The sequence below is a fragment of the Rhodoferax sp. ZS1R8 genome, from assembly GCF_056521325.1.
Genome location: NZ_JBWMBA010000006.1, coordinates 33,333 through 57,136, shown reverse-complemented (window position 1 = coordinate 57,136; position 23,804 = coordinate 33,333). Strand labels below are relative to the sequence as shown.

22 protein-coding genes and 2 pseudogenes are annotated in these 23,804 nt (G+C 60.9%); 11 read left to right on the top strand and 13 right to left on the bottom strand.

Annotated features, from left to right (window positions below; all coding sequences use genetic code 11):
- Nucleotides 1-109: 109 nt before the first annotated feature.
- Nucleotides 110-1,771, top strand: a complete 1,662-nt coding sequence (locus tag AC097P_RS19755; RefSeq protein WP_479612147.1) for an alkaline phosphatase D family protein — start codon at nucleotides 110-112, stop codon at nucleotides 1,769-1,771.
- 19 nt (nucleotides 1,772-1,790) lie between these two features.
- On the opposite strand, the gene AC097P_RS19750 is transcribed toward AC097P_RS19755, so the two are convergent.
- Together AC097P_RS19750 and AC097P_RS19745 are read right to left on the bottom strand one after the other, a co-directional pair.
- Nucleotides 1,791-2,537: a sulfite exporter TauE/SafE family protein gene (locus AC097P_RS19750; RefSeq protein WP_479612146.1), complete on the bottom strand. Its 747-nt coding sequence runs from the start codon at nucleotides 2,535-2,537 to the stop codon at nucleotides 1,791-1,793.
- Nucleotides 2,538-2,549: 12 nt separating this feature from the next.
- Nucleotides 2,550-2,930, bottom strand: a complete 381-nt coding sequence (locus AC097P_RS19745) for a VOC family protein (RefSeq protein WP_479612145.1) — start codon at nucleotides 2,928-2,930, stop codon at nucleotides 2,550-2,552.
- A 108-nt stretch (nucleotides 2,931-3,038) separates the two neighbouring features.
- Here AC097P_RS19745 and AC097P_RS19740 point away from each other — a divergent pair, with 108 nt between their 5' ends.
- The 5 genes from AC097P_RS19740 to AC097P_RS19720 all read left to right on the top strand — a co-directional run bounded on the left by AC097P_RS19740 (nucleotide 3,039) and on the right by AC097P_RS19720 (nucleotide 6,263).
- Nucleotides 3,039-3,506: a CreA family protein gene (locus AC097P_RS19740; protein ID WP_479612144.1), complete on the top strand. Its 468-nt coding sequence runs from the start codon at nucleotides 3,039-3,041 to the stop codon at nucleotides 3,504-3,506.
- Between the two features lie 54 nt (nucleotides 3,507-3,560).
- On the top strand, nucleotides 3,561-3,938 hold the full coding sequence (locus AC097P_RS19735; protein ID WP_479612143.1) for a DUF1016 N-terminal domain-containing protein: 378 nt from the start codon (nucleotides 3,561-3,563) through the stop codon (nucleotides 3,936-3,938).
- Between the two features lie 34 nt (nucleotides 3,939-3,972).
- The gene (locus AC097P_RS19730; RefSeq protein ID WP_479612142.1) at nucleotides 3,973-4,539 is read left to right on the top strand and encodes a YdeI/OmpD-associated family protein; all 567 of its coding nucleotides are present in this window, start codon (nucleotides 3,973-3,975) and stop codon (nucleotides 4,537-4,539) included.
- A 93-nt stretch (nucleotides 4,540-4,632) separates the two neighbouring features.
- Nucleotides 4,633-5,763, top strand: coding sequence for a Fic family protein (locus AC097P_RS19725; protein WP_479612141.1), 1,131 nt, complete (start codon nucleotides 4,633-4,635; stop codon nucleotides 5,761-5,763).
- A gap of 224 nt (nucleotides 5,764-5,987) precedes the next feature.
- The gene (locus tag AC097P_RS19720) at nucleotides 5,988-6,263 is read left to right on the top strand and encodes a YdeI/OmpD-associated family protein (protein WP_479612140.1); all 276 of its coding nucleotides are present in this window, start codon (nucleotides 5,988-5,990) and stop codon (nucleotides 6,261-6,263) included.
- Nucleotides 6,264-6,481: 218 nt separating this feature from the next.
- Here the strand turns inward: AC097P_RS19720 and AC097P_RS19715 are convergent, their stop codons facing one another.
- The 7 genes and pseudogenes from AC097P_RS19715 to AC097P_RS19685 form a co-directional block, all read right to left on the bottom strand.
- On the bottom strand, nucleotides 6,482-6,916 hold the full coding sequence (locus AC097P_RS19715) for a type II restriction endonuclease (protein WP_479612324.1): 435 nt from the start codon (nucleotides 6,914-6,916) through the stop codon (nucleotides 6,482-6,484).
- A gap of 67 nt (nucleotides 6,917-6,983) precedes the next feature.
- Nucleotides 6,984-7,352, bottom strand: coding sequence for a hypothetical protein (locus AC097P_RS19710; protein ID WP_479612139.1), 369 nt, complete (start codon nucleotides 7,350-7,352; stop codon nucleotides 6,984-6,986).
- A 40-nt stretch (nucleotides 7,353-7,392) separates the two neighbouring features.
- Nucleotides 7,393-7,728, bottom strand: a complete 336-nt coding sequence (locus tag AC097P_RS19705; RefSeq protein WP_479612323.1) for an HNH endonuclease — start codon at nucleotides 7,726-7,728, stop codon at nucleotides 7,393-7,395.
- Between the two features lie 522 nt (nucleotides 7,729-8,250).
- A pseudogene (gene dcm, locus AC097P_RS19700) lies at nucleotides 8,251-9,438 on the bottom strand (DNA (cytosine-5-)-methyltransferase); the annotation flags it as partial.
- Between the two features lie 416 nt (nucleotides 9,439-9,854).
- Nucleotides 9,855-10,248, bottom strand: a pseudogene (locus tag AC097P_RS19695) (GFA family protein).
- Nucleotides 10,245-10,676: a VOC family protein gene (locus AC097P_RS19690; protein ID WP_479612138.1), complete on the bottom strand. Its 432-nt coding sequence runs from the start codon at nucleotides 10,674-10,676 to the stop codon at nucleotides 10,245-10,247. Before AC097P_RS19690 ends, AC097P_RS19695 begins: the two are co-directional and overlap by 4 nt.
- A gap of 33 nt (nucleotides 10,677-10,709) precedes the next feature.
- Nucleotides 10,710-11,168 carry an SRPBCC family protein gene (locus tag AC097P_RS19685; protein ID WP_479612137.1) on the bottom strand — a complete coding sequence of 153 codons (459 nt, stop codon included), beginning with the start codon at nucleotides 11,166-11,168 and terminating at the stop codon, nucleotides 10,710-10,712.
- Nucleotides 11,169-11,285: 117 nt separating this feature from the next.
- Here AC097P_RS19685 and AC097P_RS19680 point away from each other — a divergent pair, with 117 nt between their 5' ends.
- Nucleotides 11,286-11,933, top strand: coding sequence for a TetR/AcrR family transcriptional regulator (locus tag AC097P_RS19680; protein WP_479612136.1), 648 nt, complete (start codon nucleotides 11,286-11,288; stop codon nucleotides 11,931-11,933).
- Between the two features lie 24 nt (nucleotides 11,934-11,957).
- On the opposite strand, the gene pdxR is transcribed toward AC097P_RS19680, so the two are convergent.
- Entirely contained in the window at nucleotides 11,958-13,412 is a 1,455-nt protein-coding gene (gene pdxR, locus AC097P_RS19675; RefSeq protein WP_479612135.1) for a MocR-like pyridoxine biosynthesis transcription factor PdxR, read from the bottom strand.
- Between the two features lie 102 nt (nucleotides 13,413-13,514).
- On the opposite strand from pdxR, the gene AC097P_RS19670 reads away from it, so the two are divergent.
- Nucleotides 13,515-14,168, top strand: a complete 654-nt coding sequence (locus tag AC097P_RS19670) for a pyridoxamine 5'-phosphate oxidase family protein (RefSeq protein WP_479612134.1) — start codon at nucleotides 13,515-13,517, stop codon at nucleotides 14,166-14,168.
- 67 nt (nucleotides 14,169-14,235) lie between these two features.
- Here AC097P_RS19670 and AC097P_RS19665 read toward each other — a convergent pair whose 3' ends face one another.
- Nucleotides 14,236-14,754, bottom strand: a complete 519-nt coding sequence (locus AC097P_RS19665) for an outer membrane beta-barrel protein (RefSeq protein ID WP_479612133.1) — start codon at nucleotides 14,752-14,754, stop codon at nucleotides 14,236-14,238.
- Nucleotides 14,755-14,925: 171 nt separating this feature from the next.
- Between AC097P_RS19665 and AC097P_RS19660 the strand changes: the two genes are divergently transcribed.
- The 3 genes from AC097P_RS19660 to AC097P_RS19650 all read left to right on the top strand — a co-directional run bounded on the left by AC097P_RS19660 (nucleotide 14,926) and on the right by AC097P_RS19650 (nucleotide 21,302).
- A complete protein-coding gene (locus tag AC097P_RS19660; protein WP_479612132.1) occupies nucleotides 14,926-16,626 on the top strand; it encodes an Hsp70 family protein in 1,701 nt (566 codons plus the stop codon).
- Nucleotides 16,626-18,353 (top strand): hypothetical protein, encoded by a 1,728-nt coding sequence (locus tag AC097P_RS19655; RefSeq protein ID WP_479612131.1) that lies wholly within the window; start codon nucleotides 16,626-16,628, stop codon nucleotides 18,351-18,353. The genes AC097P_RS19660 and AC097P_RS19655 overlap by 1 nt, the downstream gene beginning before the upstream one ends.
- Before the next feature lie 150 nt (nucleotides 18,354-18,503).
- Nucleotides 18,504-21,302 carry a M16 family metallopeptidase gene (locus tag AC097P_RS19650; protein WP_479612130.1) on the top strand — a complete coding sequence of 933 codons (2,799 nt, stop codon included), beginning with the start codon at nucleotides 18,504-18,506 and terminating at the stop codon, nucleotides 21,300-21,302.
- A 45-nt stretch (nucleotides 21,303-21,347) separates the two neighbouring features.
- Here AC097P_RS19650 and AC097P_RS19645 read toward each other — a convergent pair whose 3' ends face one another.
- Both AC097P_RS19645 and AC097P_RS19640 read right to left on the bottom strand, forming a co-directional pair.
- Nucleotides 21,348-23,093 (bottom strand): ATP-binding response regulator, encoded by a 1,746-nt coding sequence (locus AC097P_RS19645; protein WP_479612129.1) that lies wholly within the window; start codon nucleotides 23,091-23,093, stop codon nucleotides 21,348-21,350.
- Complete coding sequence (locus tag AC097P_RS19640; RefSeq protein WP_479612128.1) at nucleotides 23,093-23,707, bottom strand: response regulator transcription factor; 615 nt, start codon at nucleotides 23,705-23,707, stop codon at nucleotides 23,093-23,095. Before AC097P_RS19640 ends, AC097P_RS19645 begins: the two co-directional genes overlap by 1 nt.
- Between the last annotated feature and the right edge of the window lie 97 nt (nucleotides 23,708-23,804).

The window sequence follows — 23,804 nt, the reverse complement described above, 5'->3', positions numbered from 1 at the left end:
CCAATCGGCAGGCGCCGTGGCCGCTATCAGCACTAGTGGAGCAGGGCTTGTTGCGTGCGGGGGGGGCGGCTCCAGTGGGGGAGCCAGCGCTAGCTCCGGTTCGGCGGTTGTGGAACATCCCGCTGCTGAATACCGGTATGGCGTGGCAAGCGGAGACCCATTGGCCGACCGCGTCATCCTCTGGACCCACGCCAAGATCCCCAACGCGAATGAAAGCGTGCCCTTGACCTGGCAGATCAGCGCCAGCCGTACGTTTGACACCATCGTGGCTTCTGGCAGCGTGACCTCAACCGCCAACACCGCGTTCACCAACAAGGTCGACGCCACCGGCCTCTCCGCGGGCAATACCTACTACTACCGCTTCATGGACGCTGGACGCAATGCGTCACCAGTGGGCACCACCCGCACGCTGCCTGCCAGCAACGCTGCCAGCGTCAAATTTGCTGTCTTCTCGTGTGCCCTGTATTCAGCCGGTTACTTCAACGTGTATGACGCCGCCGCCAAATCGGACGCGCAATACGCCATCCATCTGGGCGATTACATCTACGAATACGGCTCGGGCCCCGCCAAGTTGGGCAACGCGGAAGCAACTGCGTTGACCCGTGTGATGGCACCCACGAACGACATCGTCAGCCTGGAAGACTACCGCACACGCTACGCCCTGTACCGCTCTGATCCCGACCTGCAGGCCCTGCACGCCGCCATGCCATGGATCACCGTGTGGGACGACCATGAGTTCGCCAACAATGCATGGGCGGGCGGCGCGGGGAACCACAACAACGCCACCCACGGAAACTGGAGCGCACGCAAGGCCATCGCCGCCCGCGTGTACCACGAGTGGATGCCCATCCGCACCCCCGATGCCAGCAACCTGCTGAAGATCTACCGCCGTTTCGACTTTGGCAACATCTTCACGCTGCATATGCTGGACACCCGCATCGAGGGGCGCGACCAGCAGTACGACAACCAGGGTGATGCCGATGGCGGGCTGGCCCGCCAGGCCAGCGCCCTCGCCAGCGGGGCGGACGCCAGCCACCGCATGATGAGCGCCACCCAGCAAGACTGGCTCACCAGTGGCATGGCAGCGTCGACCGCCACCTGGCAAATGCTGGGCAACCAGGACATCATGGCGCGCATGTTGTTTCCTGCCAAAGTGATAGCAGCCGCCAACGCCACCATGGCAAGCCCCACGGCGGCCAACCAACAGGCCATGCACAAATCCGTGTCCGACTACCTGACGGCCAAGTCAGTGCTGGCTCCAGCCCGTACGTCAACGCAGGCGGCCTTGGTCAGTGCCACCACCAACCCGCGCCTGCCCTACAACCTGGACGCGTGGGACGGCTATTCCACCCAGCGCGAAACCATCCTGCAAGCCTTCAAGGCGCAGGGCAAAAAGCTGGTGGCGCTGTCGGGTGACTCGCACAATGCCTGGTTTGCCAATCTCACGACGAACGCGGGGGAGAAGGTGGGTGTTGAGTTTGCCGGTGCGTCAGTGACATCGCCCGGGTGGGAGGAAGTAGGGATGGGCGCGCTGGCCAGTTCGCTGGACGGCACGGTGGTCGCCCCGGGAGGGCACGGCAAAGGCATGGGGCTTATGAATGACCTCAACTACGCAGAAACCACCAAGCGCGGCTACCTGTTGATGACAGCCACAGCCGCGGTTGTCCAGGGTGAATACGTGTTTGTGGACACCGTCAGGTCAAAGACGTACAAGGCTGCTACCGGCAAAACCATCACCGTGGCCGCCACGGGTGCCGTTACCTACGCTTGAACCTAAACCTGGCCCTACTCTAGGCCAGCAAGCCATCCCACACCAGCTTCAGCCCGGTCAACAGCATGCCCCCATACAAGAAGCGGTAAAACACCACCTGGCTGATGCGCCGCGCCCAGTGCACGCCAATCCACACGCCAATGGGCGCCAGCGGCAGTAGCACCAGTGATGTGGTCATGTTGCGCGTGTCCAGCAGGCCCAGCCAGGCGTAGGGAATCCATTTGCACAGATTCACCACAAAGAAGAAAAACGCCATCGTGGCGGTGAACTTGATGGGCGACAGCTTGAGCGGGATCACATACGCGTTGATGGGCGGGCCGCCCGCATGCGCCACAAAGCTGGTGAAGCCCGACAGCGTGGTCAGCACCGCGCCCAGCCACTTGGGCGGCAAGGGGCTATCAGGCTTGGGCGGAAACGCCACACGCTGGGCCAGGAACAGCAAGGTGAAGATACCCACGATGGCCGCCACAGTCTGCGCGTTCAACAGCTTGAACAGCAGCGCCCCCACGATGATGCCCAGCACCCCGAAGGGAAGAATGAAGCGCAACAGCGCGCGGTCAAAGTCTTTGCGAAAAGCGGCTATGCCCAGAATGTCCATCAACAGCAACACCGGCATCAGGATGGCAGCCGCCTGCGGCACGGTTACGGCCAGCGCCATCATGGGCACTGCCAATGAGCCGAAGCCTGCGCCGAAGCCGCTTTTGCTGATGCCCAGCAAAAGGACTGCGGGGATGGTTACGGCGTAGAAGTAGGGGTCGGTGATCAAGGCTTCGTACCATTACCCCATGGGCGTGCACAGTTCCACCAGAAAGCCGTTGATGTCGGCCACGTAGGCAATCGTCTGGCCCCAGGGCATCACCTCTAGCGGGCGCATGAGCGAGGCCCCGGCGGCAATGGCGCGTGCCAGCGCGGCGGCCACATCTGGCGTACACAGCGCAATCTCAAAGCAGGGTGCTGTGGGGCTGGCCGCCTGCGGGTTCTTGCCAAGTTGCTGCATGAGCCGGTGCGCTGAAAACGCCAGCGCCGTGCTGCCAGTTTCCAGCTCGCCGTAGTCGCCGCTTTCATGCAGAAAGCGCGTGGTGAGCCCGAACGCGGCTTCATAGAATTTGAGCGTGGCGGGCACGTCTGGCACGTAGAGGATGGTGTAGCCCAGTTGCATGGCAAGTTTTCCTAAGGTTTGTAATACCGGCACGGTACGCTGTTGGCCTGTGTGTGCATGGACACACAATGAAGCAACAGCCCCCTTTTTAAACCAAGAGATTTTGCAATGAAAACACTACTTGCCTCGCTGCTGCTCAGCAGCCTTGCGCTGGCCGCCAGCGCCGAGACCATTGGCAGCGTCAGCACCACCTTTAAACTGCTTAGCCCCAACGACAAGGTGGTGGTCGACGTGTTTGACGACTCGGCGGTAGACGGCGTGGCCTGCTACCTGTCGCACGCCAAGACCGGCGGCTACGCTGGTGCGCTGGGCATTGCAGAAGACACGGCAGACGCCGCCGTGGCCTGCCGCCAGGTAGGCCCCATCCACTTCAAAGAGAAGATCGACAAGCAAGACGAGGTGTTCAACGCCCGCTCATCCTTTTTGTTCAAGCACGTGCGGGTGGTGCGCATGGTGGATGTGAAGCGCAACACCCTGGTCTACCTGGTGTACTCCGACAAGATCATCGACGGCAGCCCCAAGAACAGCGTGACGGCGGTGGCTGTGCCGGCTGAGCAGCCTATCCCTGTCAAATAGGGCTTGTAAGTAAAAGCAGATGTAGCCCGCATGAAATATGGGCAAGTAGTGCAAGTGCACACCAATTTTGAGATTGATCGGCACATCGTTGAGTTTGAACAACAAGGCGAGGGCCGGGCGGAATACGGCATGCAAATGCCCAAGCGCTTGGCTGAACGCCGGGCTGCCGAAATTGGCAGCTGCTTTTCAGTAACCAACCTCAAACTCATGCGCCAGTTTTATGCACCGCACGCCCAAAGAATTGGTCAGACAGCGTCTGGCTTATTCGAGAGTGGGATACCGCAGCCAATTGTCCAGACAGCGTATGGACAATCATTACCCAAAGACGCGAACATCCATGCGCGGGAATACCAACTCTATTTGCCCAGCAAAGAAGAGCTGCAGGCGAAACTCGCCGAATGGGCGGGCATTGATAATAAAGGCGGGCAGTAGCCCTCGTCAAATAAGCGCGAGCAGCTATCAATTCATGAGCAAATCAGCACACCACACCTTTGAAATCCCGGAGCAGCTCCACGCGTGGCTGCGGGCCCACCACGCCAGCGAGACTGAGCTGTGGGTGCGCATCTTCAAAAAGGCCACCGGCCAGCCGAGCGTCACCTGGGACGACTGCGTGGTGGCCGCTCTTGCATGGGGCTGGATAGACGGGGTGCGCAACGCCCTGGACGACACCTCGTTTCTGCAACGCCTGACGCCGCGCCGCGCACGCTCCAACTGGTCGCAGAAAAACGTGCAGCATGCCGAGCGGCTGATAGCGCAAGGGCACATGCAAGCCGCCGGCCTGGCGCAGGTACAGGCCGCCCGCAGCGATGGGCGCTGGGCCACCGCCTACGCCGGCAGCGCCACCATGGTGATGTCCGAAGACTTTTTGGCGGCACTGCAACAAGACCCCGCTGCCTACGCCTTCTACGCCACGCTCAAACGCGCGGGCCAGTTCACCATCTACCACCGGCTGCACAGCGCCAAGAGGCCAGAGACGCGGCAGAAGCGGATGGCGGAGATGCTGGCGAAGCTGGCGCGTGGTGAGAGCCCTTGAAACTTGCGGCTAGCGCGAGGGGCGCCATACCGTAAGCCGAATGCGGCGTTATTCACCGCATAAAACGCGGTGAATATGGGTCATAATCACCGCATGCGCACCCGCCGCCCCACCCACGCCCCTCGTTATATCTGGCAACTGCCTGAATGGCCTCACCTCATTTATGACGCCGCCGCCTTGGCTGCACCCTTGGCCCAAGTGCACCGGGCACAGGGCCAGCTGATGGGCCGCATGGCAGAGCTGGGCTTGGCGCAGCGCGTGCAAGCCACCTTGCAGGTACTCACCCAAGAAGTCATAAAAACCAGCGAGATCGAAGGCGAACGCCTCAGCCTCGACGCCGTGCGCTCGTCCATCGCCCGCAGGTTGGGGCTGGACATTGGCGCGCTGGCCCCCAGCGACCGGCATGTGGACGGCGTGGTGGACGTCGTGTTGGACGCTACCCGCAGCTTTGACCAGCCCTTGACCGCAGAGCGCCTGTTTGGCTGGCACGCAGCCCTGTCCCCCACCGGCTACAGTGGGCGGGCGCGCATCACCGTGGCCGCATGGCGCCTGGACGCCAGTGGCCCCATGGAAGTGGTGTCCGGCGCTGTGGGGCGAGAGAGGGTTCACTTCACCGCGCCGCCCGCCAGTACCCTATCTGTGCAAACCGCCGCGTTCTTGGAGTGGTTTGAGGCCGCACCCATAGGCGACGCCCTCATCAAAGCGGGGCTGGCCCACCTGTGGCTGGTCACCCTGCACCCGTTTGACGACGGCAATGGCCGTATCAGCCGCGCCGTGGGCGACATGGCGCTGGCCCGCGCAGAGGCCACCAGCCAACGCTTCTACAGCTTCAGCGCTCAGATACAGCGCGAACGCAAAGACTATTACGACCAATTGGAGGCCACCCAAAAAGGGTCGATCGACGTGACGCCCTGGCTCAACTGGTTCTTGGGCTGCCTGCTGCGCGCCGTGCAAGGTGCAGACGCCACATTGGCGGGCGTGCTGGACAAGGCCCAGTTCTGGCAACGCTGGGCCGGCACGCCCATGAACGCGCGGCAGACCCAAGTGCTGAACCGCGTGCTGGACGGCTTTGAAGGCAAGCTCACCAACGCCAAGTGGGCCGCCCTGGGCAAGTGCTCTGCCGACACAGCACTGCGCGACATCAACGATCTGCTGGCGCGCGGCGTGCTGCGTCGGCTGGAGGGCGGGGGGCGCAGTACAGCCTATGGGCTATGTGCGAAATGAGCCGGTAGCCCTCGTCTAATAAGGGCGACTCGCTATCAAAACAATAGTGCCTTCAGCTGACCGAGAAACGCACTTGCCGACGTGAGCGGGATCACCCAACCGGGAGCGTATGGCGGCGCTGCTCCGACACCTCGTTTCTGCAACGCCTGACGCCACGCCGCGCGCGCTCCAACTGGTCGCAGAAAAACGTGCAGCATGCCGAGCGGCTGATAGCGCAAGGGCTTATGCAAGCCGCCGGCCTAGCGCAGGTAGAGGCCGCGCGCAGCGATGGCCGCTGGGCCACCGCCTACGCTTGCAGCGCCACCATGGTGATGCCCGAAGACTTTTTGGCGGCGCTGCAAAAAGACCCCGCCGCCCACGCTTTCTACGCCACGCTCAAACGCGCGAGCCAGTTCGCGATCTACCACCGGCTGCACAGCGCGAAGCGGCCCGAAACGCGGCAGAAGCGGATGGCGGAGATGCTGGCGCGTGGAAGTTCACGGCCAGAGCGAGAGACGTGAAAACGCTAATTTTGCGAATTAAATTAGCCCGGAGATCCCTTGGATGTGCGCGGATAGGTATTAAAAGCAGTGCAACTACGCAAGCGCGTGGCAAAACTGGGCAGAAGGATTCGAGCTTGGCCCCTTTTATCCATGCGAAGTGGGTCACCACGCACCCAACTCAATCCAACGTGGTTTGCGGCGAGTCGCAATCTCCTCTCTGAAGAATTGCTTGAACGTCAAACGTTCGGCTCTTTGGCATACTCGACGACAGTCCCAAAAGTTTTGAAGGACTCAGGGACAACAAGCGTGATCTGGAGATTTGCCATATCTCTGACAGCAGACCGGGTGACTTTCTCATCCATTGTCGCCAAAAAAACGGTGCAGTTGCGCTGCTCCATTGGGACTTGCTTCCAGCGTTCACGCAAAGTGGTTTTAGCGGCCAGCACCAGTGCATCAGCTGACTTGCTGACATAAAGCGGCTTGTTGGGCAATATAAAATCTGGTCTGCGCGTGCTAACCACCGCTTGTTCGGCATGAGGGATTTGTCCGGCTTCAAGCATCGTGCGAATGTGGGCTTCAAAGCCGGTGCCGACGCGGGTTTTTCGCTGCTGCGACGCATTGAGCATCACTTGGTACAGCGGAATGAAGTTGCGGACGACCCGCTGAACGATTTGTTCCGTCGTTGGCGCTACGCCATCCCGAAAACGCAGCTCATGTGAGCGGTAAATCGTGAAATTCTTAGATGTTCCAATGTGGCGACAGTTCTAAATTCCATTCTCTAATGGACTTAATTTTTGCTATCAAGTCCGCCACCGAGCCAAAAACCTCGGTGCTTGTATCGTCTGGTGTGACGTCCCGCAAGGCGTAAAACGAATGCCAGACGTGATCATCTTCCGTTGGACCGTTACTGAACTCCCAAAGGTCCGCGTAAAGCGTTGGTATGCCCAATTGTTCTGCAATAAAAAATTCACCCGATTCAAATTTTGACGCTAGAACTTGGCGATCGGTTTCGTTGGCGACGCCATCCAGTAATAGAGTTCCCCAAACTTTGTAGTTGGAGGCATCTCGATACAAATACTCAAATATAGTGAATGCGTGCGGTGTCATTTCTGAAATTTCCTGTGCCCTGATCAAGCAGATGTCATCCTCAAGTCGTTGCAATTTTTTTGTTATCCGTGAAGATCGTTGATCTGTGCCAAGCCACAAATTCAATTTGCGGCGCGAACCGTTCTGGGGCCTCTATTCCTCGCCCATTTAGCGGGAGGAGAACTTCCTTCACAAACACGTCATCTCGCCGTTTCAGATCTTCGGAAACGATGATTGTGAAATCATCGGCCAGCGAAATCAGTCCCTTATCAAACGCCCGGTCATGAATGGCCGATAAGCAAAGTCCATTGCTCGGGTTTAGTCGATTGGCCTTATCGTTACTCCAGGGCACGATATGGCTGGCTATCAACAAGCGCGAGTCTGTAAGGCCCGACATGCAGCAACGTCCACGATAGCTACTGAGTACGGCACGACGAAAAAACTGCTGCTTGACGCGCTGGGTTGTGAGTACTTGTCGTGTTTCGCCTGTGAAGTCTTCTAGCGAAATCGGATCGTCAGCAGTATCTAAATCTGGAATTACGCTGTCATCCAGTTGCTGACGCAACAACTGGCATTCGACCGCCAATCGTTCCCAGTCAGCATGAAACTCATCCCAAACCGTACGATCTAGCGCCGAAGCATTCCCTAGCCCGGAACGCCCTGTACTGGTGATGGCCGGGTCGAGGCTAGCGATATTCAACATCTTCATTGCCACTGCATCTGAAGTGCGACCAATTACTTTTGCCAGTGCCATGATCTCTGGGTTGCGGCCATAAATTCGCCCGTAGGGAATTTGGCAATACAAATGGAACGCCAGCTTAATTTGCTCTTTGGTCCAAAGTCCGGTTGCCATGATGTTGCTCGGCACGATGACGGCATCAGCCGCATCAGCCGACTCCTTGGGTGAAATGATTGAGGCAATCAGTTTACCGACCGCTTGCACCATCGGAACCACTGCTGCTTCGGAAAAAAGGCGATAGGCCTGCGTATCCGACACCGGAATCCTGAACGTATCAGGAAACCCCATCAACCGGGCGCATTCCCGGGGAGTCAATCGGCGTGGATTCTTTTTGGGGCCTTGGCTGAAGAGAATTTCAGAGCCGTCTTTGTAGTAGCGCGCTGACAGTGTCCGTGTCACGCTTTCTGGCGTGACCAATCCGAAACCAAAACCGTTACCAGCTTCTTGGTGTTTCTTTTTGTAGTTTTGCAGGTACTGCCAAAGGTTATCAGTCAATGTGTACTTGTCCAGTGCTTTGCGCTTGGTGTGGTCGTAGTAGTTGGCGCCGTCTGAATCCAATGCTGGTTCTCCGGCTTTTTTGTGAATGATTTCGCCCAGTTTGTGATTGCCTTTGGGTGGCAAATCAACCATGTCCCAATCAAAATCGACAGGATCACGAAACCCGACAATAAGGATGCGCTCGCGATGCTGCGGAACAAAATGGGCACCGTCGATGACCTTGTGAAAAACCTGATAGCCCAACTCTTCGCGTAGCGTGCGAATAATCACGGCAAAGGTACGCCCCTTGTCGTGCGACTGAAGGTTTTTAACGTTCTCCAACATGAATGCTTTTGGTCGTTTGGCGGCGATGATGCGCGCAACATCAAAAAACAGCGTGCCCTGCGTTTCGTCCGCAAACCCGTGCGCCCGGCCTAAAGCATTTTTCTTGGACACGCCAGCAATGGAGAATGGCTGGCAGGGAAAACCACCCAACAAAACGTCGTGGTCGGGAATGTCGTCAGCGTCTATCTTGGTGATGTCGCCATTAATTGGCTCCTGACCGCCAAAATTGGCCATATAGGTGCGTTGTGCGTAGCTGTCCCATTCGCTGGTAAATACGCATTCGCCGCCAATGGCCTCAAACGCCAACCGGATGCCGCCAATTCCGGCGAATAAATCGATGAATTTGAAGTCGGCTTTAGGGTTACTCGCTGGCTGAAACGGCAGCAGTCGCTGCAATGCCATGCCGACATATTGGGGCGGGTGTGATTCCCCAACTTCCCAACGCCGGACTTGGCGTTCACTTACGCCGAGGTGTTTTGCAATGACGGTTTGCGAGTGATGTTGGCGGGCTGCAGCAAGATATTCCAGCGCGGCGGCGTCATTCAAAGTGGTCGGCGGTATATTCATAAAGGTCATCATACCGGACAAAATGTCCGGTAATTATCCCCCTGATAAATAAACAGTACTTCTCGCCAAGTCTTCAAACAAACCAATCGCCACAATTGGCTTATTGGAGGTAAATCGGTTGACTCCCGTGTGGAATGAGAGTGAGGAGTTATTGGTGTTCGGCGTCCGCATCAAGCTTGGCGCAAAGGTTGGCAAGAATGCTGGCACAAATGGCAGTAAATCCTTCCAAATCACCTACTTACGAAAACGCGTGAGTTGGCAAAGATATTGGCATGCCCGGCGGTTCCTGCCCTCAGCTGTGGCCCGAGGCAGAGGCGGATTCAGCCAATCGTTGAATGAAAATCGGCCGCTAGCCCTCGTGAAATATACCTAGTACGCTATAAAAAATGTAGCACCTACACCGCCCGCCCATCAAAGTGGTGCACCGGTATCGCATACACATCCACCCCCTCCAGGCAGCGGATGTTCACCGCAGCCATCGCGTTGCCCTTGGGGTCGGTGCCCTCGCCAAAGGGGTGCATGCCGCAGGTGGGGCAAAAGTGGTGTTGGATGACGTGCTTGTTAAACGTGTAGCTGCGCATGGCATCGCATGGCATCGCGTGGGGTCAGCAGGCGCAGCTGGTGCTGCGGCACAAACCACATCAGCGTGCCCTTGCGTTGGCAGATGGAGCAGTTGCAGTCGGTGGCGCTGGTCAGTTCGCCGTCCACTTCAAATTTGATCTGGCCGCAGTGGCAGCTGCCTGTGTAGGTGGTTGACGCGGTGGTTGTTGTAGCTGCGGCGTCACTCATGGCGCAGGCATGTCCGGGGAGGGCACGATGACCATCCAGCCCACGCCGAACTTGTCTTCCAGCATGCCAAAGCAGGGCGACCAGAATGTCTTGTCCAGCGCCATGGTTACCTTGCCGCCTTGGGCCAGCGCGTCGAACTTTTGCTTGGCCTCGGCCGCGTCCGCTACGCCTAGCGACAGCGCAAAGCCTTTGAAGCTGGGTTGCATATTGCTGTTGCCGTCGGTCACCATCAGGTTCATCTCGCCCACACGCAGGCTGGCGTGCATGATTTTGTTCTCAAAGCCTGGGGGAATAGCGCCGGGCGGTGGTGGCTCTGGCGCTTCGTTCATGCGCATCTGGAAGCTGATGGTTGCGCCAATGGCTTCCTTGTAGAAGTTCATGGCCTCTTCGCAGCGGCCGTTGAAAAACAAGTAGGGTTCTAGTGTCATGTGGGTTCTCCTGGGGGTGGTGGTTGGGGGGGGTTAACCGGGAATGTTGGGTTCGACCAGGGTGGCAAGTTGCAGCAGCGATTCTTGCCAGCCCAGGTAGCACATCTCCACGGGTATGACCGCGGGCAGGCCCTCTTGCACGATGTGGATGTCGGTGCCGCACAGCACGGGGGTCAGCGTGATGGTGTTGGTGATGGTGCCGGGCAGGTTGGGGTCGTCAAAGACGTCGGTGTAGACGATCTTGGTGTTGGGCACCAGCTCGGTGTATTCGCCGCCAAAGCCGCTGCTGCTGTTGGCACCAAAGTTGGTGAACGACATCTTGAAGGTGCCGCCCACCTTGGCCTCCAGGTGGTGCACGGTGCAGGTAAAGCCATAGGGCGGCAGCCACTTGGCCATGGCGCTGGCGTCCAGAAAGGCGCGATAGATGCGCTCGGGCGGCGCGCGCAAGACGCGGTGCAGTTCTACGGTGTTGGGTTTGCTGGTGTTGGGCATGGTTGGGTGTGTCTCCTGGGTGATAAATCCGTGGGTCTAAGCCGCTTGTCGTGGGCTTTTGTGTACAGCGTACACAAAAGATAGCATAGATAATGGACAGTGTCCACATTGCCAACCATGCTTCCACCCCATAACCCACCACCTGCTCGCGAAACCTACCGCCATGGCGACCTGCGCCGTGCCTTGCTTGAGGCTGGCATTGCGCTGGCGCGCGAGGGTGGGCCGGGGGCAGTAACGCTGCGCGAGGCCACGCGCCGCGTGGGTGTGGCACCCAACGCGGCATACCGCCATTTCGCCAGCCAGCAGGCGCTGCTACTGGCGGTGCGCGCCACGGCGCTGTCGGCGGTGGCCAAGGCCATGGAAGATGAATTGGCCGCGCTGCCGGCCGAGCTGCCACCGGCCGACCATGCCCGCGCCAGCGTGCGCGCGGTGGGCACTGGCTACCTGCGCTTTGCCAAGGCGCAGACGGGTTTGTTCCGCACGGCGTTTGCGCTGTCCGACAAGCTGATACAGGCCACACCCGAATGGCCCACCGCCGGCCCAGGCGGGCGCAGCCCGTACGAGCTGCTGTGTGATGCGCTAGACCTGCTGATGCAGGCCGGCGCCATGCCCGCCGCCCAGCGGCCGGGTGCCGAGGTACTGGCCTGGTCCGCCGTGCACGGCCTGGCTATGCTGGTGGTCGATGGCCCGCTGGCCGCGCCGGTGGGGCCGCACTATGAGATGTTTGGCCAGCGGCTGTTGGACATGGTCGAAAAAGGGCTCTAGCCCCCGTACACCATGCGTAAGCAGCTATCGAATGTGTAGCGACTTGGCAAGCTTCTGCACCAGCCCGGGTATCTGCTCCACCGGCACCTGGGCATAACCCAGCAAGAATCCGCGCCACGGCTGGGCACGGGTGCCCACGGCGTGCAGGCTCAGCGCGGGGGCGACGATGCCTTGGGGCAGCAGGTGTGCGCTCATGGCGGTGTCGTCCGCATCCGGGTCGCGCAGGCGCAGCGCCAGGTGCATGCCGGCCGTGCCGCCGTATACATCGGCCACATTGCCCAGCTGTGCTTGCAGCGCGGCCACCAGCGCATCGCGCCGCTGGCGGTAGAGTCTGCGCATGCGGCGCAGGTGCAGGCTGAACTGCCCGCTGCGCATGAAGTCGGCCAGCGCCAGCTGGTCGGCCGTGCGCCCACGTGGGGCGGTGCGCGCCAGCAGCGCGGCCATGGGTGGCACCAGGCTGGCCGGCGCCACCACAAAGCCTATGCGCAGCCCGGGGAACATGGTTTTGCTGAAGGTGCCCAGGTACAGCACGGGCGCGTCTGCCGCCAGGCCCTGCATGCAGGCCAGTGGCGGACCGTCGTGGCGGAACTCGCTGTCGTAGTCGTCCTCAATGATCAGCGCTGCCGCCTTGTGCGCCTGCGCTATCAAAGCCAGCCGCCGTTCCAGGCTCAGCACACTGCCGGTGGGGTATTGGTGTGATGGAGTGACGTAGATCAGCTTGGGCGGGTGCTGCTGCCAGTCGCGCGCGCTGGGTGCCATTCCGTCGGCGTCAACAACGATGCCGATGGGGCGAAGCTGCGCGCCTTTAAAGGCAGCGTGTGCGCCCTGGTAGCCGGGGTTCTCCATCCACACGGTGTCGCCGGGGTCGGCAAAGGCGCGGGCGCACAGGTCCAGGCTGCTTTGGGTGCCGTCGGTGATGAAGACCTGGCTGGGCTCCACCAGCGCGCCGCGTGCTACGCGCAGGTGTTCGGCAATGGCATTGCGCAGGTTGACGTCGCCGGCCGGGTCGGCGTAGTTCAGCTGCGCGGGGCGCATGCTGGCCCAGGCCCGGTCCAGCAGGCGGCGCCACAGCGTGGTGGGGAAGCTGCCCAGCGCCGGCACGCCAGGGGCAAAGGCGGCAGACAGTTCGGCATCCGGCAGCCGCGGCACACCCTGTGCGCGGCGTGACAGGCGGCTGCGCAGCGCGGGCGCCGGGCGTGCGGGCACGGCCAGCGCCGCCAGCGGGGCCACCACGGTGCCGCGCCGGTCGGGCAGCACAAAGCCTTCGGTGGCCAGCTGGTCATAGGCGTAGAGCACGGTGTTGCGCGATACGCCCAGTTCTTGCGCCAGCGTGCGGCTGGCGGGCAGGCGAGTGCCGGCGGCAAGCGTGCCGCTGCGGATGCTGTAGCGCAGGCATTCGTGCAACTGGCGCTGGCGCGGCCAAGGGCCCGCATGCGCGGCCGTGGTGGTGAAGCGAGAGAACAGCAACTGGTAGTCCATGGCGGCAGAGTATTAGTGGCCCTAAAAAATAGTGCATCCGTGGACCTTTTATAGGGGCCACGATGGCCCTACATTCTGCCTCCTTGCTTTGAATGGAACCTCATGAATCAGACTGCCGCCGCCGCTCCCACCGATCGCACCCGCATCCGCCGCATTGCCGAGAACGCGCACTACGACCGCGCCACGCTGCACGCCATACTGGACTCGGCTTATGTATGCCACGTGGCGTTTGTGGACGACAAGGGCACACACTGCATCCCCACCGCTTGCTGGCGCGAGGGCGAACACCTGTACATCCACGGCTCCAACGGCGGACGCCTGATCAAGCTGCTGGCCAAGGGCACGCAGGCCTGCGTGACGGTGACGCATATCGATGGTCTGGTGCTGGCGCGCTCGGCGTTCAACCATTCGATGAACTACCGCTCGGCCATGGTCTATGGCCAGTTTGAAAAGGTGGAGACCAAGGCCGAGGCGATGGAGGCCTTCATGCGCCACATAGCGCCTGGTCGCGAAAACGAAGCACGGCCCGGCAATGCCAAGGAACTGGCTGCGACCACGGTGATGCGCATTGCGTTGGATGAGGCGGCTTGCAAGGTGCGCACCGGTGGCGTGCAGGACGACGCCGAAGACATGGGCGTTGCCGCCTGGGTGGGCGTGCTGCCGCTGGTGCAGCAGCGCGGCGCGCCGGTGGCAGACCCGTTGTGCACACAGCCTGCGCCAGGCTATGTGCGCCAGTGGGCGGGCGGTGGTGCGTAACCTGTAGCGCCCATGAAAAAAGGGGCCCGAGGGCCCCTTTAGTCTTTTTGAGAAAAACCGCTGCTGCTTAGAACTTGAAGCCGATACCAACCGTGGTGCCGTCGATCTTGGAACCGTTCTGGTTGTTGAACATCATGTAGTCCACGTTCAGGCTGATGGCCTTGGTGAAGCTGTAGCTTGCGCCCACGCCGTACGAAGCGCCGTTGTCGCGTGCGTCTGTGCTGCCAACCTTGGAGTTGATGTTGGCCCAGCCCAGACGGCCGAACAGTTCAAACGAGTCACCCAGCATGACGCGGGGCTTCAGGTAGATGCCAGCGCCGCTGGACAGCTTGACGGTCACGCCCAGGTTGCTGGCGTCGCTGGTGCCGAGCAGAACCATGGCTTCAACAGCCAGGTTGTCGTTCAGACCCTTGCCGAAGGTGCCGCGCAGTGCGGAAGGATTCCAGGTGCCAGCCAGGCCGTCGACCTTGAAGGTGGTGGATGTGTAGGCGATTTCGCCGAAGTAACCATTGTTGGTGGCTTGGGCGGAGGCGGCGGTGGAGATCAGAGCGATGGCTGCAACTGCTGCCAATTTTTTGAAAAACATGTTTTCCCTTTTGGTGTTGTAGAAATCCGTCCTGTTAGCAGCGAAGACAAGCAACCACTAGTCAACCAGACGGGCCGATATTGTACGCTGGCAATTTCCGCTGGCAGAGTGCCCATATGATCTCGGGTCACCCATTCGGGGCTTGCCCCAGCACTCACCCATTGACACACCATGTACGTCGGCATTGACCTTGGCACCACCAACAGCCTCGTGGCTGTATACCGGGACGGGCAACCCGTCCTCATCCCCAACGCCCTGGGGCACGTATTGACCCCCAGCGCGGTCAGCCTGGCCGATGACGGGACCATGATGGTCGGCATAGCCGCCCGCGAGCGGCTCAGCACCCACCCGCACCAGACGGCAGTCACCTTCAAGCGCTGGATGGGTACTGACAAATCCATCAAGCTGGGCAACCGCGACTTTCGCGCCGAAGAGTTGTCGGCCATGGTGCTGAAGGCGCTGAAGGCCGACGCTGAGAATTATCTGGGCACGCCGGTGACTGAAGCGGTGATCACGGTGCCGGCGTATTTCAACGAGGTGCAGCGGCGCGCCACCAAACACGCAGCCGAGCTGGCGGGCCTGCAGGTGGAGCGCCTGCTCAACGAGCCCACGGCCGCTGGCCTGGCCTACGGCCTGCAGGAGCGGCCGGACCACAGCACCTTCCTCGTGTTTGACCTGGGCGGTGGCACGTTTGACGTGTCGGTGCTCGAATTCTTCGACGGCGTGGTCGAGGTGCGCTCCAGCGCCGGCGACACACGGCTGGGCGGTGAAGATTTTGTGGCGGTGATCGAGGGCCTGTTCCTGGCGCGCTGCAAGGAACTGTCGGACAAGGACCGTGAGCACATCCTTGGGTCCAAGGCCTTGTGGCGCAGTGCCGAGCAGGCCAAGCGCGACCTGAGCGACAGCACCAGCGCCGAGATGCGTTTCAGCTGGAAGGGCGAGGCCATCACCCACACCATCACGCGTGAAGACTTCGAGAAGGGCAGTGAAGAGCTGGTCAAGCGCCTGCGCCGCCCCATTGAGCGCGCGCTGGCCGATGCGCGGCTTGAGCCCAATGAGTTGGCCGAGGTCATCCTGGTGGGCGGCGCCACGCGTATGCCGCTGGTGCGCCAGACGGTGGCCAAGCTGTTCCAGCGCCTGCCGCTGCGCACTATCAACCCCGACGAGACGATTGCCTGCGGTGCAGCCATCCAGGCAGCGCTGAAGGCGCGCGACGCGGCGTTAAACGAGGTGGTGTTGACCGATGTGATGCCGTATTCGATGGGCGTGATCGCCAGCGAGACGATCAATGGCCGCACCTTTGGGGACCGCTTTTCGCCCATCATTGAGCGCAACACGCCGGTGCCGGTGTCCAAGATGGGCAGCTACAACACGGTTTCCGACGACCAGAAACACATCCTGTTTGATATCCGCCAGGGCGAATCACCGGTGGGCAGCGAGAACATGCGCCTGGGCACGCTGGAGATCGAGGTGCCGCCCAAGCCTGCCGGCCACGTCAGCGTCAACGTGCGCTTCTCGTATGACGCCAATGGCATGCTGGAGGTAGAGGTGACCGACGGCCAGAAGCAACTGGTCGCCTCCAAGGTCATACAGCCGGTGGGTGCCAACATGACGGCGGAAGAGATTGCGCTGGCGCTGACGCATCTGCAGTCGCTGAAGGTGCACCCGCGCGACGAACAAGACAACATCTACCTGATCGAGCGCGCCAAGCGCCTGTACGAAGACCGCCTGGGCGACCAGCGGCAGTGGCTGCAGCGCTGGATAGCGCAGTTCGAGATGGCGCTGGACACCCAAGACCCGCGCGACATCGCCAAGGCGCGTGACGCATTCCGCGAGGCGCTGGACAGCCTGGACAAAGGCTTCGTGTTCTGATGAACGTGTGGGAACAGTTGGGCATAGAGGCCACGCAGGATCTGCGCGCCATCAAGCGGGCGTATTCGGTCAAGCTGAAGACGACGCGGCCCGATGACGATGCCGAGGCATACCAGCGGCTGCGCGAGGCCTATGACCGCGCACAGCATTACGCCAAGTACTACGTGGACTACGGCGAAGAAGAACACGAGTCGGTAGTGGAGGAGGCCGCGACGCCGGCCCCGGCTGCAGAAGCGCGCCCGGTAGAGGCCGATGCATCACCGATTGCGCAGCCGCAGGCCGAGCCTCTGCCTGTGCAACTGGAGCCACAACCAGTAGTGCAAGCGGAGCATAAACAGGAACCTTGGCTAGGGCCGGCGCCGGAGCCACTAGAAGTTTTGCCCACGGTAGAAAGCATGGTGGCCGATTGCGCCAGCGTGTGGGCCCACCACGGCAGCATGGGCCTGGCGCAGGCCTGGCCGCGTTTTCAGGCCGTGCTGGACGACCTGCCCATCACCGTGCACAACCAGGCGTCCGCCGCGTTCGCGCAGTTTGTCGCGCAAGAATCGGATTTGCCGGTGGACGTGCTGGTGGCCTTGACGCGCCATTTTCAATGGGGCCTGGACTTTCGGGTGGACCAGATGCTGGGGTTCCATCTGGCGCAAGCCTTACACCAGCGTTTGAACGTGGCCGAGGTCTACGCCGCTTTTCGCCCCGACCGGTATACGCAGCACGGGTGGGCACTGGCGCTGGCCAAGCTGTGGGATGACAAGCGCCGCTTCGTGGCGCGGATGTTGGCAATGGGCCTGGATTGCCACACCCGCCACCGCGTGCTACAGGCCAAGGCGACGACGCTGCATGCCTTGGGCGCATCACGCGCATCTGCGGCAGCCACGCAAGAGTTTGTCGCCAACGGTGGCACGGTGCATGGCATCCTGTTTGCGCTGCTGGTCATTGGGGGGCTGGCCTTGTGGCACGAGCCGGGTATGTGGCCCAGATCGGCCCTGGATGCAATAGTGCTTGGCACGGCCTCATTTTTTCTGTTCTTTCCGCTGCGCGAGTTTCCGGCCTACGAAAAACTGTTGAACGAAATACGCAATGGCCACAACGTGGACTGGATGGCGCTGGTGCCGGCGGTGGCAGCGGTGTTCATCTTCATGGACCAGCACTTTGCGTGGTTGGCGGGCTATGCCAGCACCGATACATTTCTGTACTGCATGATTGCCTTGTACATGGGCATCTGGTTGCTAACGCCCACGCGGGATAACTATTGGCACATTCTGGTGCTGCCCACGTTTGTGCTGCTGTTGTTCGGCGTGCAAGAGGTGCTGTCTGCCGACCAGTTTCCGCTGGCGATCAGCCTGGCCTTTGCGTGGACGCTGGGCGCCCATGTGGTGCTGCGGCGCTACCCGCACCACTTTGAGGGCTGGTATGAGACGCTGATCAAGTTCGGCCTGCTGCGCGCCAACCCGTTGTTCTTCCTGGGTATCAAGATCTTCGCCGTGGTGTGGGCGCTGATGGCCGTTGTCATACTGCCCATCCTGTTGTTCCGCATGGCCTTGCTGTACCGCGTGCTGTATGCCGGTGCGGCCATGGTCGGTGGTGCCCTGCTGAGCCATGCGCACAGTGCGGATTGGCGCACACACGGCCTGATTCTGTGGGTGCTGGCATTGGTGTTTTGCATCCAGATCTTTCAGACCTGGTCCCAGCGCCTGGCCGACTACGGGTTAAAGAAGTTGAAGAAGTAAAACTTCTGCGAGGAACCCCGGTGCACGCGCGCTGTGGTGCCGGCATGGCCGGCGCGCTGCCGGGACAGTCATTGAACCAGCCGGTCAATAGCGTGCGGGCTGGCTTGTGCTAATGTCTGCGCCTTGTCTTTTATTGACCCGGAAAGAACCATGAAACGACTTCTTCTTACCGCAGGCCTATTGCTGTCCTCCGTGCTGTCACAAGCGGCACCGGTGGCAGTCAAAGGCTACACCCACGTTAAAACGGTGGGCAGCATCGATGAATACACGCTCGCGTCCAACGGACTGCAGGTCTTGTTGATGCCCGAGCATTCCAGCCCGACGCTGACCTTCATGGTGACCTACCGTGTGGGCTCGCGCAACGAGGTGACCGGCACCACCGGCGCCACGCACCTGCTGGAGCACTTGATGTTCAAGGGCTCCAAGAACCACACCCGGGTCAAGGGCAATAACGTGGACCAGTTGCTGGAACGCACCGGCGCCCTGTACAACGCCACCACGTGGCTGGACCGCACCAACTACTACGCCAACATGGGCAGCGAGCACCTGGGCACGGTGATGGGCATGGAAGCCGACCGCATGCGCAACCTGCTGCTGCGCGAAGATGACCGCAAGCCCGAGATGACCGTGGTGCGCAACGAGTTTGAGCGCGGCGAGAACTCGCCGATCCAGGCGCTGTACAAAGAGATCTACCAGACCGCGTTTGTGGCCCACCCCTACCACCACAGCACCATCGGCCACCGGAGTGATATTGAGAAGGTGTCCATAGAAAAGCTGCGCGCGTTCTACGACACCTATTACTGGCCCAATAACGCGACCGTCACCATCATTGGTGATTTCGAGCCCGCCAAGACGCTGGAGATGGTGAAGAAGTCGTTTGGTGTTTACCCCCGTTCGCCCAAGCCCATCCCCGAGATGTACACCGAAGAGCCCAAGCAGAACGGTGCGCGCCGCCTGGTTGTCAAACGCCCGGGCCAATTGGGTGTGGTGGCCGTGGCCTACAAGGTGCCACCGGCAACGCATGCCGACTTTGCGGCCGTGCAGCTGATGAACGCCATCCTGACCGACGGCAAGAACAGCCGCATGTACCGGGCGATCACCAACAAGAATCTGTCCACCGGGGTGGAGGGCGAGCTGGGCATCTTCCACGATACGTCGATGAACATCGTGTTTGTACCGCTGGCACCCGGCGCCAAGCATGACGAGGTGGAAGCCATCGTCGTGCAAGAGATCGAACGCCTGAAGAAAGACGGCGTGACCGAAACCGAACTCAAGTCCGCTGCTGCCAAGGTTGCCGCCGATGCGGCCTTCAAGCTGGACGGCTCATTTGGCATTGCCGGCAATATCAACGAATACATTGCCGCCGGTGACTGGACCCTGTTCTATGGCCTGGACGAAGCCACAAAGAAAGTTACCGTGGCTGACATCCAGCGCGTGGCGCAGAAATATCTGGTGGAAGACTCCAGCACCACTGGCTGGTTTATCCCAACCGCTGACGGGCCAGCCGCTGCTGCGGCCGGTGCCGCCGGTGCCAAGCCTGGCTTCAAGGACAGCCATGTCGGCGGCCCGTTTTACTACCGCGACCCCGCCCACAGCCACGACCAGCCTACGATGGCTGCAGCCCAGGAGTCTGCTGGCAGCGCGGGTGCCGCGTCTGCAACCGGCACCACCGCCAAGTTCGCAGCCAATGCCAAGCGCAGCAAGGTGGCCGGTATCGACGTCATCGCTTACCCGATGGGCGTCAAGGACGTGGTCACCGTCAGTGCATCGCTGCCTGCTGGCCGCGCAGTGGGCGCGGGCGGCAACCCCGCCATCCCCACACTGACCGGCATGCTGCTGGACCAGGGTACGAAGACGCAGGACAAGTTTGCGATTGCAGAGAAGCTGGAATCAGTGGGCGCCACCATCACCTTCCGCGTGGGGGTGGACATGCTGGACATTACCGCTCGTGCACTGAAGAAAGACGTACCCATGGTTCTGGGCCTGGTCGCCGAACAGTTGCGCACACCGGCCTTTAGTGCCGAAGAGTTTGCCAAGGCCAAGAAGCAGATGGCCGGCGGCATCAAACGCAGCCTGGAGAGTACCGATTACCGCGCCAGCGACGCCTTCAACCGTGCTGTTTACCCAGTGGGTCACCCCAACCGCAGCACCGCACCCGACGATATGCTGGCCGCCATTGAAGCGGCCACGCTGGACGACGTGGTGGCCTTCCACAAGGCCAACTACGGCCCCGCCGGCATGAACATGGTGGTGGCTGGCGACGTAGATGTCGCCGTGCTGCACAGCGAGATTGAACGCGCGTTTGGCGGCTGGAGCGGTGGCCGCGCCGTTGTACGGGCGGCCAAGCCGGCTGAGCCGGTGACCGCTACGACCCAGAATGTAGTGATGGACGGCAAGACCAGCGTGTCTGTCGCCTGGGGCCAGCCCAGCGGTCTGCGCTATACCGACCCGGACTATCAGTCCCTGCGCCTGGCTACCGCTATTTTGGGTAGCGGCTTTACCGGACGCCTGATGGCCAATGTGCGTGACAAAGAGGGGCTGACCTACGGCGTGAGTTCTTTCACGGCCAATGACAGCTACAACGATGGGGACTGGCGGATCGTGGCTACCTTTGCGCCCGATTTGCTGGACAAGGGTATCGCCTCAACGCAGCGTCAGCTCAAGCTTTGGTACGAAGCTGGTGTCACGCCGGCTGAGGTCACCGCCCGCAAGAGCAATCTGATCGGTTCCTTCAAGGTGGGGTTGGCCACTACGGCGGGTATGGCTGGTGCACTCTTAAGCGCAGTCAATCGCGGCTATGACGCCAACTGGCTGGATGACTTCCCGACGAAGTTGCAAGCGTTGACTCCAGAACAGGTAAACGCTTCTATCAAGAAGTACCTGAAGCCTGAGAACATGGTCATGGTTAAGGCGGGGACATTCAAATCGACGGGGGCAGCCGGGAAATAAGTTGTTGAGTGTCTAAACTACCCATTACAGGGTAGTAGACGCCCGCTACCCGCCGGTCGTATCAAGCACATCCACCACGCGCCGGTGTAGTTGGCTGGGAGATACTGGTTTGCTCAGCAACGGTATGCCGCTAGCATGGGCCTCGCGCAAGCGCGCCGGCGCAGTGTCGCCGGTAATGAGCAGGGCGGGGAGCGTGCCAAATTCCGCTCGTAGTGCAGCGATGACCTCGGCACCGGTGCGCTGTTCGCGCAGGCGGTAGTCGCTTATGACAATATCGGGCTTTTGCGCACGTGCCGCCGCCAGAGCGCCATCCATGCCTTCGACGGCCGTGCAAGTGCAGCCCCAGCCCCGCAATAGCTGCACCATGCCCTCGCGCACAGCGGCATCGTCGTCAACGACCAGCACCTGTGCGTCAATCTGGCGCAAGGTCATGGCGGTCCCCTCCAGTTCGCCGCTGACCAGGGCTCCCTGCGCCGTTTGCAGGCTCAGCCGGAACACGCTGCCGCGTCCTGGAGTAGAGGTTAGGCTCAATCCACTGCCCAGCGCACGCGCCAGACCCTCGGCAATAGCCAGCCCCAAGCCTAAGCCCTTGCTACGATCGCGCTCCGGATTGCCGAGCTGGTGGAACTCGCGGAACACCTCCTGTTGCTGCGCGCGTTCTATGCCTATGCCGGTATCCCATACCTCTAACAGGGTTTGGCTGCCACGCGATCGGCAGGCAAGTAATACGCCGCCTTGGACGGTATAGCGGATTGCGTTCGACACCAGATTGCGCACGATCAGCTCTACCAATGCTGGGTCTGTGTGCACTGCCGCTGAAGTGTCCCGCAGACGCAATACCAAGCCCTTGATGTCTGCCTGAGGCGCTAATTCCCTTGTGATCTTGTTGAGCAGGGGCTGCAGGTGAAAGGAGAGCATATATGGCTCAATAACACCGGCTTCCACGCGCGAAAAGTCAAGCAGCGTGTTGAGCATTTCTGCCGAGGCTTCGGAGGCTGCGCGGGCGTTTTGCAGTAGCCTGCTTTGCTCGGGGGAAAGGCCGCTTTTGCCCAATACTTCCAGGAACAGTCCTTGCGCATGTATAGGCTGGCGCAGGTCGTGGCTGGCAGCTGCAAGGAATTTGGATTTCGCGCGGTTGGCTTCTTCTGCCTCGTGGTGCGCTTTGCGGGCCTGTTCGATGAGATCGACATTTTCAAAACGTAGCTCTATGGCTGCGCGGGCGGCCTTCGCACTGTTATGGGCTTGGTCGGCCAGAGCGGCGAGATAGAACAGGCTGGCCACGCCCAGAACGCCATAGGATGGGTCGCCCAATTGCCATAGTTTGAACGCCAGCACCACAAATTCCACGGCAACAAAGGCCAGGCAAACCGGCAGTATCGGTGCGAGCAGCGCCACGGCACCGCCGGCAATGCCTGACAGGCAGGCCAGTACCAAGACGCTATTGGCAATCGAAGCTTGGTCGAGTGTGCACCAAGCCAGCATAGCCCACGCTGCTGCGTCCAGGGCATTCAAGGCAAGTAGGGTCCACACCTGCACGCGCAGGCGGCCGCGTGCCCCGTCAGCGGCCAGTTTGCGCCGCGCATACAGGGTGAACATCACTTTGGATGCGATCACCGTTGCACACCAAATACCTAGCACCAGTCGGTTACCGCTGTCCACCAAGGCCCATAACAGCAAGACTGCGAGAAGAAGCGTAGGTACCAGCTGGCTGCGCACATTGCGGTACAACAGCCGCAACTGTTCGATGAGAATGCGGTCTTCAGCGAGACCCAGTAGGTCGCTGTGCCGCATCAGCCAATCAGGCCCCGTTGCCGCGCCACGTAGACAGCCTCGGCCCGGCTGGCCACCTGTAGAAACTCCAGTACCGCCTGCACGTGCCAACGCACGGTGTTCTCCGTGAGACCCAGGCGCCGGCCTATCACTTTGTTTGGCAAGCCCTGGCTCAACAGGTCAAGCACTTCGTTCTGGCGCGGTGTCAGGCGTGCGGACGTGGTCGCAGCAGCCGTTCGGGCCGAAGCGGTGCCAGCCGTTGTCGTGTCCTGGTGCAACACCTGCTGAATCAGCGCCAGGATGTGGTCCGGTGTCTGGGCCTTGGACGCAAAGGCAGAGGCACCGTGTGCCAGGGCTTGCCTCACGGTTTCGGGGCTCGATTCCGAAGACAGCATGATGATGGGCGTCTGCGGCCACTGACGTCGCAACAGCGCGATGCCGTCCAGCCCGTTCAAACCCTCTAAACGGATGTCCAGCAGCACGGCATCCGGTGCACGGGTCTGGTTGCGCAGGGCTCCTTCGAGCGAACTTTCCTCCTGTACCTGCACGTCGGGCAGGCCTGCGTGAAGGACCAGTACCAAACCGGCCCGGAACATGGCGTGGTCGTCAATCAGAAGCAGCTGAGCAGTCGGCATGCCAGGAATTAGACCTGTTCCCCATCTGCTGCACAAGCACTTTTCATCCACCCGTCCAGTTGGACGGCCCATCCAAACGGAGGGGTCACAACAGCTG

What these genes read in the sequence shown, in the direction of transcription:
- AC097P_RS19745 (WP_479612145.1), bottom strand. Translation starts at nt 2,930, where the DNA reads ATGCAACTGGGCTACACCATCCTCTACGTGCCAGACGTGCCCGCCACG.
- AC097P_RS19740 (WP_479612144.1), top strand. Translation starts at nt 3,039, where the DNA reads ATGAAAACACTACTTGCCTCGCTGCTGCTCAGCAGCCTTGCGCTGGCC.
- AC097P_RS19730 (WP_479612142.1), top strand. Translation starts at nt 3,973, where the DNA reads ATGAGCAAATCAGCACACCACACCTTTGAAATCCCGGAGCAGCTCCAC.
- AC097P_RS19725 (WP_479612141.1), top strand. Translation starts at nt 4,633, where the DNA reads ATGCGCACCCGCCGCCCCACCCACGCCCCTCGTTATATCTGGCAACTG.
- AC097P_RS19720 (WP_479612140.1), top strand. Translation starts at nt 5,988, where the DNA reads ATGCAAGCCGCCGGCCTAGCGCAGGTAGAGGCCGCGCGCAGCGATGGC.
- AC097P_RS19710 (WP_479612139.1), bottom strand. Translation starts at nt 7,352, where the DNA reads ATGACACCGCACGCATTCACTATATTTGAGTATTTGTATCGAGATGCC.
- AC097P_RS19705 (WP_479612323.1), bottom strand. Translation starts at nt 7,728, where the DNA reads ATGTCGGGCCTTACAGACTCGCGCTTGTTGATAGCCAGCCATATCGTG.
- AC097P_RS19690 (WP_479612138.1), bottom strand. Translation starts at nt 10,676, where the DNA reads ATGACACTAGAACCCTACTTGTTTTTCAACGGCCGCTGCGAAGAGGCC.
- AC097P_RS19685 (WP_479612137.1), bottom strand. Translation starts at nt 11,168, where the DNA reads ATGCCCAACACCAGCAAACCCAACACCGTAGAACTGCACCGCGTCTTG.
- AC097P_RS19680 (WP_479612136.1), top strand. Translation starts at nt 11,286, where the DNA reads ATGCTTCCACCCCATAACCCACCACCTGCTCGCGAAACCTACCGCCAT.
- pdxR (WP_479612135.1), bottom strand. Translation starts at nt 13,412, where the DNA reads ATGGACTACCAGTTGCTGTTCTCTCGCTTCACCACCACGGCCGCGCAT.
- AC097P_RS19670 (WP_479612134.1), top strand. Translation starts at nt 13,515, where the DNA reads ATGAATCAGACTGCCGCCGCCGCTCCCACCGATCGCACCCGCATCCGC.
- AC097P_RS19665 (WP_479612133.1), bottom strand. Translation starts at nt 14,754, where the DNA reads ATGTTTTTCAAAAAATTGGCAGCAGTTGCAGCCATCGCTCTGATCTCC.
- AC097P_RS19660 (WP_479612132.1), top strand. Translation starts at nt 14,926, where the DNA reads ATGTACGTCGGCATTGACCTTGGCACCACCAACAGCCTCGTGGCTGTA.
- AC097P_RS19655 (WP_479612131.1), top strand. Translation starts at nt 16,626, where the DNA reads ATGAACGTGTGGGAACAGTTGGGCATAGAGGCCACGCAGGATCTGCGC.
- AC097P_RS19650 (WP_479612130.1), top strand. Translation starts at nt 18,504, where the DNA reads ATGAAACGACTTCTTCTTACCGCAGGCCTATTGCTGTCCTCCGTGCTG.
- AC097P_RS19645 (WP_479612129.1), bottom strand. Translation starts at nt 23,093, where the DNA reads ATGCGGCACAGCGACCTACTGGGTCTCGCTGAAGACCGCATTCTCATC.
- AC097P_RS19640 (WP_479612128.1), bottom strand. Translation starts at nt 23,707, where the DNA reads ATGCCGACTGCTCAGCTGCTTCTGATTGACGACCACGCCATGTTCCGG.